Source organism: Agrococcus sp. HG114 (assembly GCF_024723325.1).
GTDB lineage: Bacteria > Actinomycetota > Actinomycetes > Actinomycetales > Microbacteriaceae > Agrococcus.
Window position 1 is genome coordinate 1 of sequence record NZ_JANQCH010000073.1, and the last position, 11,140, is coordinate 11,140.

Sequence of the window (11,140 nt, forward strand, 5' to 3'; positions counted from 1 at the left end):
CGGCGAGCCCGAGCGGCACCTCGGCCGCCGCGACGGTCGCCTCCTCGACGCGTGCGTCGTCGCCCGCCGGGTCGTCGCCGCCCTGCGCGTCGACGACCGCCGCGAACGCCTCCGCGTCGCGGTCCGCGGACGCGACCACGCGCTCGACGAGCGCCGCTCCCCTGTCGCGCAGCGGCGCGCATCCGTCACCGTCGGTGATCGCGAGCGCCTTGAGCACGAGCGCGATGCCGAAGGCCCCGGCGACCGCGGCAGCCGCGCCGCTCCCGGGCGTCGGCTCGGAGGAGGCGACGCGCTCCAGCATCGCATCCGCACGCATCGACCACAGGCTCTCGCTCACCGCGTGGAGCCTAGCGGCGGGAACCGCGAGCCGGCTCGGAATGCCCTGCGCCCGCGGGCGTTCCATCACTCGGAGGAACTGATGAACACGATCGATCTGCTGCCCGACGCGACGGACATGGGCCCCGTGATGCTGAAGACCGCGAAGCTCGCGCGACTCGTGCACTGGTACACCGCGGGCGTCGGCCTCGAGCAGATCGCCGAGCGACCCGGCGTCGTCGAGCTCGGCGTCGGCGGCCGCACGATCCTCGTGCTCGAGGAGGCGCCCGACCTGCGCGGCCCGAATCCCGCCGACGCGGGCCTGTTCCACACCGCGATCCTCTACCCGACGCACGCGGCGCTCGCCGCGGCGGTCGTGCGGATGACGCAGATCCCCGGCATCCAGTTCGCCGGCACGGGCGACCACCACGTGTCGGAGGCGTTCTACTTCGCCGACCCCGACGGCAACGGCGTCGAGCTCTACGTCGACCGGCCGCGCGACCAGTGGCACTGGTCGAACGGGCAGGTCTACATGACGACCGAGTTCATCGACCCGAACCGCTTCGTCAACGAGCACCTCGACCGCGGCAGCTTCGGCCAGTCGGCGACCGCGCCGATCGGCGCGAAGGTCGGCCACGTCCACCTCCAGGTCGGCGACGTGCCGACGGCGCGGCAGTTCTACGTCGACGCGCTCGGCTTCGCCGAGACCACGTCGCTCGGCAACACGGCGCTGTTCGTGAGCGCGGGCGGCTACCACCACCACATGGCGATGAACGTGTGGAACTCGCGCGGCGCCGGCCGCCGCGCCGACACGCTGGGCCTCGGTCGCGTCGAGATCACGGTGCCCGATGCGGATGCGCTCGGCGCCGCCCGCGAGCGGCTCACGTCGGCGGGCGTCGCGGTGAGCGACGACGGCCGCTCCCTCCGCTTCGACGACCCCTGGGCGAACGTCATCACCCTGACCCCCGCCGCCTGACGACCACTCTCGCGCACAGGGGCCGCCACCACTCGGGTGGCGGCCCCGTCGTCTCACTGGCGCCTCCCGCGCCGAGCTGGCGCCTCGCGTGCCTGGTTGGCGGCTCCCGCGCCTGAGTGGCGCCTCCCGCGCCTGAGTGGCGGCTCCCGCACCTGAGTGGCGCCCCGCGTGCCTGACTGGCGGCTCCCGCACCTGAGTGGCGCCTGCCGCGGCTGAGTGGCGCCTCCCGCGCCTGACTGGCGCCACACGCACCCGACTGGCGGCCCCCGCACCCGACTGGCGGGCTCCGCACCCGACTGGCGGCGCCCGCACCTGGCTGGCGGCCCCCGCACCTGGCTGGCGGGTCACGCACCTGGCTGGCGGCTCACGAAGCTGCCGGACGCGCCACTCACCTGCGGGAGGCGCCACTCACCTGCCGGACGCGCCACTCACCTGCCGGACGCGCCACTCACCTGCCGGACGCGCCACTCACCTGCCGGACGCGCCACTCACCTGCGGGAGGCGCCACCGGCGCGCCGGCGCGCTACTCGGTGACGGGCGGGGCGGGGAGCTGCAGGTCGACGACCGGCGCGTCCCGCCAGAGGCGCTCGAGCTGGTAGTAGGTGCGCTCCTCCTCGTGGAAGACGTGCACCACGATGTCGGAGAAGTCGAGCAGCACCCAGCGGCCGTCGGCGCGGCCCTCCCGGCGGATGGGCTTCGCGCCGTCGAGGATGAGCGCATCCTCGATCTCGCGCGCGATCGCCGAGACCTGGCGCTCGTTGCGGCCGGTCGCGATGAGGAAGACGTCGGTGAGCGGCAGCTGGCCCGAGACGTCGAGCGCCACCTGGTCGACGGCGAGCGCCTTGTCGGCAGCCCGCGCCGCGGACCGGGCGAGGTCGATCGCCTTCTGATCGGCGCTCATCGAGCGCTCCGGCGGCTCAGAGGACCCCCTGCGACAGCGCCCAGACGATGACGCCCACGACACCGGCGACGAACACGCCGGCGCCGGCGCCGATGGCGACGGGCATCAGGTTGGTGCGCTGCTTCTGCGGGGCGATCTGCACCCGCGCGTTCGCGTAGGACGACACGGCCTTCGAGGCGCGCACGGGCGCGGACTCGGGGCTCGAGACCTCGCCGTCGGCGACCTCGGCGTCGACGTCGCTGCCGTCGATCGAGGCGCTGCCGCGGCCGGAGGAGGCGAAGCCGTCGGGCACGTCGATCGAGCCGGTGACGAGGAGGCCGTCCTCGCCCTCGAGCTGGAAGTCGGGGCTGTCGGTGCCGGCCGGGAGCACGAGCGCGTTAGCCGTGAACGACGACGTCGACGAGCCGCCGGTCGTCGCGACCCCCTGGTCGCGCAGGTCGGCGATGTGGTGCTCGGAGGTGTCGGAGACGACGTTGACGATGACCGGGAGGCGCTGCGTCTGGCCGCGGCTCGGGCCGGTGCGGACGACCTCCTCCTCGTCGAGCGCGCGGCGGCGGTCCTCGAGCTCTGCCGGGGTCGCGTCGGCGACGCGGTGCGCGGAGATGCGCGGCTGCTCGACGACGACCTCGTCGATCTCGAGGCTGTCGATCTCGGCGTCGTCGACGGTGTCGAGGCCCTGCACGTCATCGACCTGCACGCTCGAGCGGCGCGCCGACCACGGGGCGGGCACGGATGCGCCGCGCGAGGCCGGCGGCTGCACCTCGGCCTCGATGACGTCGTCCCCGGGGCGCACATCGACGCGGTCGAGCGCCACCGTCGGGGCGGGCTCGACCGCCTCGTCGGCCTTCCTGCGGCCGAAGAACCGCCCGAGCGGCTTCTGCGGCGGCTCGACGAGCGGCTCGATCGGCTGCGTCTCCTCGGGCGCGGCGGGCACGCTCGGCGTGGAGTGGCGACCCAGGCGCACGGGCGCGTCGTTCGGCGCTGCCGCGGGATCGGGGACGGGCGGGAGCCCGCCGGAGCTCGCCAGCTCTGCAGCGCGCTCGAGCTCGCGAAGCTGGCGCCGGGTGAGCGGCCGCCCTTCGTTCGCATCGGTCATGCTGTCAGTCTCCGGTACAAGTCGTGCTTGCTGATGTATTGAACCACCCCGTCCGGCACGAGATACCAGACGGGATACCCGGCGCGGACGCGCGCACGGCAATCGGTAGAGGATATCGCAAGTGCCGGGATCTCGAGCTCAGAGACGCGCTCGCGCGGGTACCCGGAGACCGAGAGGTGGTGACCCGGGCGGCTGACGGCGACGAAGTGGGCGAGCTCCCACAGCTCGTCCGCGTCCTTCCACTCGACGATCGACGCGAACGCATCCGCCCCCGTGATGAAGAAGAGCTCGGCGTCGGGGTGCAGCGCGCGCACGTCGCGCAGCGTGTCGATCGTGTAGGTGGGGCCCTCGCGGTCGATGTCGATGCGGCTCACGCGGAACTGCGGGTTCGACGCCGTGGCGATGACCGTCATGAGGTAGCGGTCCTCGCTCGGCGACACGCTGCGCTTCTGGTACGGCTCGCCCGTCGGCACGAACACGACCTCGTCGAGCGCGAAGTGGTGCGCGACCTCGCTCGCGGCCACGAGGTGGCCGTTGTGGATCGGGTCGAACGTGCCGCCCATGATGCCCAGGCGACGCCGGCGCTCAGGCACGGATGGCGCGCTCAGGCGTTGCCGTGCACGTCGTGCCGCTCGGAGCGGTGCGCGACGTCGCGGAACGATCGCAGCACGATCGCCGAGAAGATGAACACGGCGGCGGTGATGCCGGCGGCGATGTAGGGGCCGAAGCCGGCGTCGGCCGAGGACTCGGCGTGCTCCGCGGCCCCGAGCAGGGCCGAGGTCAGGGGTGTCAGCGTCATGGAAGCCTCCGATCGATGCAAGCCTATCGCGGCGGATCGGTCAGGCCCGCACCTGGCCCGTGCCGCGCACGATCCACTTCGTGCTCGTGAGCTCCGGCAGCCCCATCGGTCCGCGCGCGTGCGCCTTCTGGGTCGAGATCCCGACCTCGGCGCCGAAGCCGAACTCGCCGCCGTCGGTGAAGCGGGTGGATGCGTTGTGCATGACGACCGCGGAGTCCACCTCGGCGAGGAACCGCGCCGCCGACTGCGCGTCGTCGGTGATGATCGTGTCGGTGTGGTGCGTGCCGAAGGCGTTGACGTGCTCGATCGCCGCGTCGAGCCCGTCGACGACGCCGATCGCGACGTCCATCGAGAGGTGCTCGGTCGACCAGCCGTGCTCGCCGAGCGGCGCGGCGCCGTCGACGCCCGGGAGCGCGGCGTCGGCGTGGATCGTGACGCCGGCCTGCCGGAGCGCGTCGGCGAGCACGGGCACGGCGGTCTCGGCGATGTCGCGGTGCACGAGCACCGTCTCGAGCGCGTTGCACACGCTCGTGCGCTGCGTCTTCGCGTTGAGCACGATCTCGACCGCCATCGGCAGGTCGGCGGCGCGGTCGACGAACGCGTGCACGACGCCGGCGCCCGTCTCGATGACGGGCACGGTCGACTCGGTCACGACGCGCTCGATGAGCGCGGCGCTCCCCCGCGGCACGAGCAGGTCGACGAGGCCGCGCGCGCGCATGAGCCGCCCGGCGCCGTCGCGGCCGAAGCGGTCGATCGTCTGCACGGCCGCGCGCGGCAGGCCGGCCGCCTCGATCGCGCCCTGCATGACGTCGACGAGCACGGCGTTCGAGCGCTCGGCGGCCGAGCCGCCGCGCAGCACGACCGCGTTGCCGGAGCCGAGGCCGATGCACGCGAGATCGACCGTGACGTTCGGGCGCGCCTCGTAGATGACGCCGACGACGCCGAACGGCACGCGCACCTCGGTCAGCTCGAGCCCGTTGGGCAGCGTGCGCTCGCGGAGCACCTCGCCCACCGGGTCGGGCAGCTCGGCGAGCGCGCGCGCGGCGGCGGCGAGGCCGGCGATGCGCGACTCGTCGAGCAGCAGGCGGTCGAGGAGCCCGTCGGCGAGGCCGTTCGCACGGCCGCGCTCGAGGTCCTCGGCGTTGGCGGCGCGGATGCGCTCGGCCGCTACCTCGATCGCGTCGGCGATGGCGGCGATGGCCGCGTGGCGCTGCTCGGCGGGCGCGACGCCGAGGGCGCGCGACGCGCGCTTCGACTCGGTCAGCAGCGTCTCGAGCTCGTCGGCCATGCCTCGATCCTACGAGCCGGCGGATGCTCCGGGGCGGGCCGGGCACGCGGCCGGCCGAGGACGGCACAGGGCAAGGCCACATCCCCCCTTCCGTCACAGGCCGAGGCGCGATCGACCTCCCTGCGGAGCTGGTCCTTGTGCCGTGAGGTGCGCCGGATGCAGCGGAGCGTCCGCGGGGGCGCGGCTCAGCGCAGCGCGGCGGGGTTCGGCTCGAACTCGGTGCCGAGCCGCTCCCCCGAGAGCAGCCGCTCGAGCAGCGGCGTCGCCGTGACCGTCACGCGCACGCCCGCCTCGGCGGCGAGCCGCGCGGCGTCGACCTTCGTCATCGCGCCGCCCGAGCCGATGTGCGAGCCCGAGGCGCCGAGCTGCACGCCGTCCATCGGGTCGCCGTAGGGCACGTGGTGGATCGGCTCGGAGCCCGGCTCCCCGGGGGGCGCAGTGCGCAGCGCCTCGATGTCGGAGAGCAGGATGAGCCGGTCGGCGCCCACGAGCCGGGCGACGAGCGCCGCGAGCCGGTCGTTGTCGCCGAAGCGGATCTCATGGGTCGCGACGGTGTCGTTCTCGTTGACGATCGGCAGCATGCGCAGCTCGAGCAGGCGCTCGAGCGCGTTCCGCGCGTTGACGCGGTGCGAGTCCATCTCCATGTCGGAGGCGGTGAGCAGGATCTGCGCCGCGACGAGCTCGTGCCGCGAGAGGCTGCGCTGGTAGCGGTTCATGAGCACGTTCTGCCCGACCGCGGCCGCAGCCTGCTGCATCGGCAGGTCGACGGGCCGCGACTCGAGGCCGAGGTACGGCATCCCCGTGGAGATCGCGCCCGAGGAGACGAGGATCACCTCGCCCGAGCGGTGCAGGCGCGCGAGCGCGTCGACGAGCGGCTCGATCTGGCCGCGCCGGTCGCCCGAGATCGACGACGAGCCGACCTTGACGACGACCCGCTCGCGCACGGCGAGGTCGATCGAGCTCACGCCTCGTCGTCCCAGCGCTGCACCTCGAACCCCTCGTCGTCGGTCCACATGCCGGCCTCGCGCTCGGAGGCGAGGTCGTCGCGCGCCGCCTGCTTCGCGTCCATGCGGCGGTGGTACTCGTCGCGCCGCTCGGCGGTCGTGCGGCGGTCGTTGCGGTCGAGGCGCGGGTCGGTGCCGCGGTTGCCGACGAGCTCGGCCGCGGAGGCGATCGTCGGCTCCCAGTCGAAGACGATGCCCGCGCCCGGGCCGATCACGACGGTCGCACCCGGCACGGCGCCCGCCTTGAGCAGCGCGTCCTCGGTGCCGAGCTTCGCGAGCCGGTCGGCGAGGTAGCCGACGGCCTCGTCGTTGCGGAAGTCAGTCTGCTGCACCCACCGCTCGGGCTTCGCCCCGAGGATGCGGTACACGGGGCCCGCGTGCGAGCCCTCGACCTTGATCTCGAAGCCGCGGTCGTCGATCGCCCTCGGCCGCAGCACGATGCGCTCGGGCACCGGGGCCGCGGCCTTCGCGGCCCGGTCGGCCTCGACGATCTCGGCGAGCGCGAACGAGAGCTCGCGCAGCCCCTTGCGCGCCACGGTCGAGATCTCGAAGACGCGGTAGCCCATGGCCTCGATCTCGGGCCGCACGAACGCGGCGAGCTCGGCGGCCTCCGGCACGTCGACCTTGTTGAGCGCGACGAGCTGCTGGCGCTCGAGCAGCGGCGTCTGGCCCTCCGGCACCGGGTACGCCTCGAGCTCGCGCAGGATGACCTGCAGGTCGCTCACCGGGTCGCGGCCCGGCTCGAGCGTCGCGCAGTCGATGACGTGCAGCAGCGCCGAGCAGCGCTCGACGTGGCGCAGGAACTCGAGCCCGAGGCCCTTGCCCTCGCTCGCGCCCTCGATGAGGCCCGGCACGTCGGCGATCGTGTAGCGCGACTGCCCCGACTCGACGACGCCGAGATTGGGGTGCAGCGTCGTGAACGGGTAGTCGGCGATCTTCGGCCGGGCGGCCGACATCGCGGCGACGAGGCTCGACTTGCCCGCGCTCGGGAACCCGACGAGCGCCACATCGGCGACGGTCTTCAGCTCGAGGACGACGTCGCCCTCCTGGCCCGGCGTGCCGAGCAGCGCGAAGCCCGGCGCTCGCCGCTTCTGGTTGGAGAGCGCGGCGTTGCCGAGCCCGCCCTGGCCTCCCTCGGCGACGACGACCCGCATGCCCGGCTGCGCGAGGTCCGCGAGCTGCGTGCCCGACGCATCCGTCACCACCGTGCCGACCGGCACGGGCAGCTCGAGGTCGGCGCCCGTCGTGCCGGAGCGGTGGTCGCCCATGCCGGGCTGCCCGTTCTCGCTCGAGCGGTGCGGGTTGCGGTGGTAGCCGAGCAGCGTCGTGACCTGCGGGTCGGCGACGAGCACGATGTCGCCGCCGTCGCCGCCGTTGCCGCCGTCGGGGCCCGCGAGGGGCTTGAACTTCTCGCGCTTCACGGAGACGCAGCCGTGGCCGCCGTTCCCGGCGCGCAGGTGCAGCGTCACCTGGTCGACGAACGTCGCCATGGAAGCCTCCTATCGATGCGAGAACGGGGCGAGCCGAAGCCCGCCCCGTTCATCGAGTGCCGTGTGGGTCAGCCCGCAGCGACGATGTTGACGACCTTGCGGCCGCCCTTCGTGCCGAACTCGACCGCGCCAGCCTCGAGCGCGAACAGCGTGTCGTCGCCGCCGCGGCCGACGCCCGCGCCCGGGTGGAAGTGGGTGCCGCGCTGGCGGACGATGATCTCGCCGGCCTTGACGACCTGGCCGCCGAAGCGCTTCACGCCGAGGCGCTGCGCGTTCGAGTCACGGCCGTTGCGGGTGGACGATGCGCCCTTCTTGTGTGCCATTGTTCGCGGCCCCTTACTTGATTCCGGTGACCTTGAGGCGCGTGAGCTCCGAGCGGTGGCCCATGCGGCGCTTGTAGCCGGTCTTGTTGCGGTAGTGCTGGATGCGGATCTTCGGGCCGCGCAGGTCGGTCACGACCTCGGCCGTCACCTTGACCTTGGCGAGCGCGTCGGCGTCGGTCGTGACCTTGTCGCCGTCGACGAGCAGCACGGGGGCCAGCTCGACGTTGCCGTTGTCGTCACCGGCGATGCGGTCGACGACGAGCACGGTGCCGACCTCGACCTTCTCCTGCCGGCCGCCGGCGCGCACGATTGCGTACACCACGTTGGATCCTCACTGTTGGAACGACTCCCGGCAGGGCCGGGACGAAGCTTGCAGCGCGCGCGATGAACGCGACGAGCGCCAGCGGACAACGATACACGGCACGGGGCGCACCGGTCAACATCGGCGCCGGGCGTGGCGGCCGCTACCGTGGGCGGATGGCGATCCTGGTGGACGAGCCGCTCTGGCCCAACCACGGCACGATGTGGGCGCACCTCGTGAGCGACTCGTCGCTCGACGAGCTCCACGCGTTCGCCCGCGCGGCCGGCATCCCGGAGCGCGGCTTCGACCACGACCACTACGACGTGCCCGCCGAGCGCATCGCCGACCTCGTCGCGATGGGCGCGGAGCAGGTGCCGCCGAAGCAGCTCGTGCGCCGGCTCATCGCGAGCGGCCTGCGGGTGAAGGAGCGCGACCGGCGTCCTCCCCTCGTCGAGTAGGCGCGCCGCGCCGCATCGAGACGCGGGATCCCGACGCGGCCGCTGCGCGGCCTGCTCGATCAGCGGGTGGGCTCGTCGGGCTTCGCGGTGATGATGCCCGACGAGGCGCGGCGCGAGCGGCGGGCCGCGCGGCCCGTGCCCGGGGCGGGCGCCGCGAGCGCGTCGAGCGCGCTGCCGAGGAGCCCGTCGAGGTCGCGCTCGCTCGCCTTCTCGGCGACCGGCTCGGCCTTCGGCTCCACGGGGATGTCGAGGATCGTCACGACCGGCTCGGCGGCGACGGCCTCGACCGCGGCCCGTGACGGCGCGACGATGCCCGTCGGGCGCTCCGCCCCAGCCGCAGCCGGCGCATCCGCCGCATCGGCCGGCTTGCCCTTCGCGGCAGCGGCGATCTGCGAGAGGCCCTTGCGCATGTCCTCGGTGATCGCGTGCGTGCCGCCGCTCGCCTGCTGCTGCTGGTGCTGGTCGGGCTGCGCCTGCTCGCCCCCGCGCCCGCGGCCGCGGCGGCGCCCGCCCTGCCCGCTCTCGGGCTGCTGCTGCTGGCGCTGCGGCTTCGAGACGGGCTCGTGGTGCACGATCACGCCGCGGCCCGCGCACACCTCGCACGGCTCGGAGTAGGTCTCGAGGAGGCCGAGGCCGAGCTTCTTGCGGGTCATCTGCACGAGGCCGAGGCTCGTGACCTCGGCGACCTGGTGCTTCGTGCGGTCGCGGCTGAGGCACTCGATGAGGCGGCGCTGCACGAGGTCGCGGTTCGACTCGAGCACCATGTCGATGAAGTCGATCACGATGATGCCGCCGATGTCGCGCAGCCGCAGCTGGCGCACGATCTCCTCGGCCGCCTCGAGGTTGTTCTTGGTGACGGTCTCCTCGAGGTTGCCGCCGGCGCCGACGAAGCGGCCGGTGTTGACGTCGACGACCGTCATCGCCTCGGTGCGGTCGATGACGAGCGAGCCGCCCGAGGGCAGCCACACCTTGCGGTCGAGCGCCTTGTCGATCTGCTCGGCGATGCGGTAGCGGTCGAAGGGGTCGTCGTCGCCCTCGTACTCCTCGACGCGGTCGAGCAGGTCGGGCGCGATCGCCTCGAGGTACTCGCGGATCGTCTCGAGCGCCTCCGAGCCCTGGATCACGAGGCGCTGGAAGTCCTCGTTGAACACGTCGCGCACGATCTTCACGAGCAGGTCGGGCTCGGCGTGGAGCCGCTGGGGGGCGCTGCCGCCGCGCTGCTGCTGGATGCGCTCCCACTGCCGCGTGAGGCGCTCGACGTCGCGCGTGAGCTGCTCCTCGGTCGCGCCCTCGGCGGCGGTGCGCACGATGACGCCGACGCCCTCGGGCAGCACCTGCTTGAGGATCTTCTTGAGGCGCGCGCGCTCGGTGTCGGGGAGCTTGCGCGAGATGCCGTTCATCGACCCGCCGGGCACCGACACGAGGTAGCGGCCCGGGAGCGAGATCTGGCTCGTGAGGCGGGCGCCCTTGTGGCCCACCGGGTCCTTCGTCACCTGCACGAGCACGGTGTCGCCGGGCTTGAGCGCGAGCTCGATCTTGCGCGGCTGCCCCTCGAGCTCGGCGGCGTCCCAGTCGACCTCGCCGGAGTAGAGCACCGCGTTGCGGCCCTTGCCGATGTCGACGAACGCGGCCTCCATGCTCGGCAGCACGTTCTGCACGCGGCCGAGGTAGACGTTGCCGATGAGGCTCGACTCCGACGCCTTCGCGACGTAGTGCTCGACGAGCACGCCGTCCTCGAGCACAGCGAGCTGCACGCGGTCGTGCTTCGAGCGCACGATCATCTGGCGCTCGACGGCCTCGCGACGGGCGAGGAACTCGGTCTCGGTCACGACGGTGCGGCGGCGGCCCGCGTCGCGGCCCTCGCGGCGGCGCTGGCGCTTCGCCTCGAGCCGCGTGGAGCCGCGCACCTTCTGCGGCTCGGTGATGAGGGGCTTCTCGTCCTCGGTCGTCGAGCCGCTGCGACGCGAGCGCGACCGGGAGCGCGACCGGCGCGAGCGGCGGCCGTCCTGCGGCTCGTCGTCGTCCTCGCCCTCCTCGTCGTCGTCCCAGTCGCCGCTGGGCGAGCTGCCGCGCAGCGCGGGCAGCGGCGGCAGCGCCGCGAGGTCGGGGGCGTGGAACAGCAGCCCGAAGGGCCCCTGCGGCAGCGGCGGCAGCACCGTCGCGGAGGCGAGCGGGTCGTCGGCCGTCTC

13 protein-coding genes are annotated in these 11,140 nt (G+C 73.5%); 2 read left to right on the forward strand and 11 right to left on the reverse strand.

Annotated elements, in window-relative coordinates:
- Positions 1-337: cyclodeaminase/cyclohydrolase family protein (locus tag NWP09_RS08380; protein WP_258275067.1), on the reverse strand; the 337-nt coding region annotated here is incomplete at its 3' end.
- A gap of 81 nt (positions 338-418) precedes the next feature.
- On the opposite strand from NWP09_RS08380, the gene NWP09_RS08385 reads away from it, so the two are divergent.
- A complete protein-coding gene (locus NWP09_RS08385; protein ID WP_258275068.1) occupies positions 419-1,291 on the forward strand; it encodes a VOC family protein in 873 nt (290 codons plus the stop codon).
- Positions 1,292-1,814: 523 nt separating this feature from the next.
- Here the strand turns inward: NWP09_RS08385 and rsfS are convergent.
- The 9 genes from rsfS to rplU all read right to left on the reverse strand — a co-directional run bounded on the left by rsfS (position 1,815) and on the right by rplU (position 8,514).
- Positions 1,815-2,192, reverse strand: a complete 378-nt coding sequence (rsfS, locus tag NWP09_RS08390; protein WP_258275069.1) for a ribosome silencing factor — start codon at positions 2,190-2,192, stop codon at positions 1,815-1,817.
- Positions 2,193-2,208: 16 nt separating this feature from the next.
- A complete protein-coding gene (locus tag NWP09_RS08395) occupies positions 2,209-3,288 on the reverse strand; it encodes a hypothetical protein (RefSeq protein ID WP_258275070.1) in 1,080 nt (359 codons plus the stop codon).
- A complete protein-coding gene (gene nadD, locus NWP09_RS08400) occupies positions 3,285-3,896 on the reverse strand; it encodes a nicotinate-nucleotide adenylyltransferase (protein ID WP_258275076.1) in 612 nt (203 codons plus the stop codon). The genes NWP09_RS08395 and nadD overlap by 4 nt, the downstream gene beginning before the upstream one ends.
- Complete coding sequence (locus tag NWP09_RS08405) at positions 3,893-4,087, reverse strand: hypothetical protein (protein ID WP_258275071.1); 195 nt, start codon at positions 4,085-4,087, stop codon at positions 3,893-3,895. The genes nadD and NWP09_RS08405 overlap by 4 nt, the downstream gene beginning before the upstream one ends.
- A gap of 40 nt (positions 4,088-4,127) precedes the next feature.
- Positions 4,128-5,375, reverse strand: coding sequence for a glutamate-5-semialdehyde dehydrogenase (locus NWP09_RS08410; RefSeq protein WP_258275072.1), 1,248 nt, complete (start codon positions 5,373-5,375; stop codon positions 4,128-4,130).
- Between the two features lie 185 nt (positions 5,376-5,560).
- A complete protein-coding gene (gene proB, locus NWP09_RS08415) occupies positions 5,561-6,340 on the reverse strand; it encodes a glutamate 5-kinase (protein ID WP_258275073.1) in 780 nt (259 codons plus the stop codon).
- Positions 6,337-7,869 (reverse strand): GTPase ObgE, encoded by a 1,533-nt coding sequence (obgE, locus tag NWP09_RS08420; RefSeq protein ID WP_258275074.1) that lies wholly within the window; start codon positions 7,867-7,869, stop codon positions 6,337-6,339. The genes proB and obgE overlap by 4 nt, the downstream gene beginning before the upstream one ends.
- Before the next feature lie 68 nt (positions 7,870-7,937).
- Complete coding sequence (rpmA, locus tag NWP09_RS08425) at positions 7,938-8,192, reverse strand: 50S ribosomal protein L27 (protein ID WP_021010990.1); 255 nt, start codon at positions 8,190-8,192, stop codon at positions 7,938-7,940.
- Between the two features lie 13 nt (positions 8,193-8,205).
- The gene (rplU, locus tag NWP09_RS08430; RefSeq protein ID WP_021010989.1) at positions 8,206-8,514 is read right to left on the reverse strand and encodes a 50S ribosomal protein L21; all 309 of its coding nucleotides are present in this window, start codon (positions 8,512-8,514) and stop codon (positions 8,206-8,208) included.
- A 155-nt stretch (positions 8,515-8,669) separates the two neighbouring features.
- On the opposite strand from rplU, the gene NWP09_RS08435 reads away from it, so the two are divergent.
- Positions 8,670-8,951: a DUF4031 domain-containing protein gene (locus tag NWP09_RS08435; protein WP_258275075.1), complete on the forward strand. Its 282-nt coding sequence runs from the start codon at positions 8,670-8,672 to the stop codon at positions 8,949-8,951.
- A gap of 59 nt (positions 8,952-9,010) precedes the next feature.
- Here NWP09_RS08435 and NWP09_RS08440 read toward each other — a convergent pair whose 3' ends face one another.
- Complete coding sequence (locus NWP09_RS08440) at positions 9,011-11,107, reverse strand: Rne/Rng family ribonuclease (RefSeq protein WP_258275077.1); 2,097 nt, start codon at positions 11,105-11,107, stop codon at positions 9,011-9,013.
- Positions 11,108-11,140 lie beyond the last annotated feature (33 nt).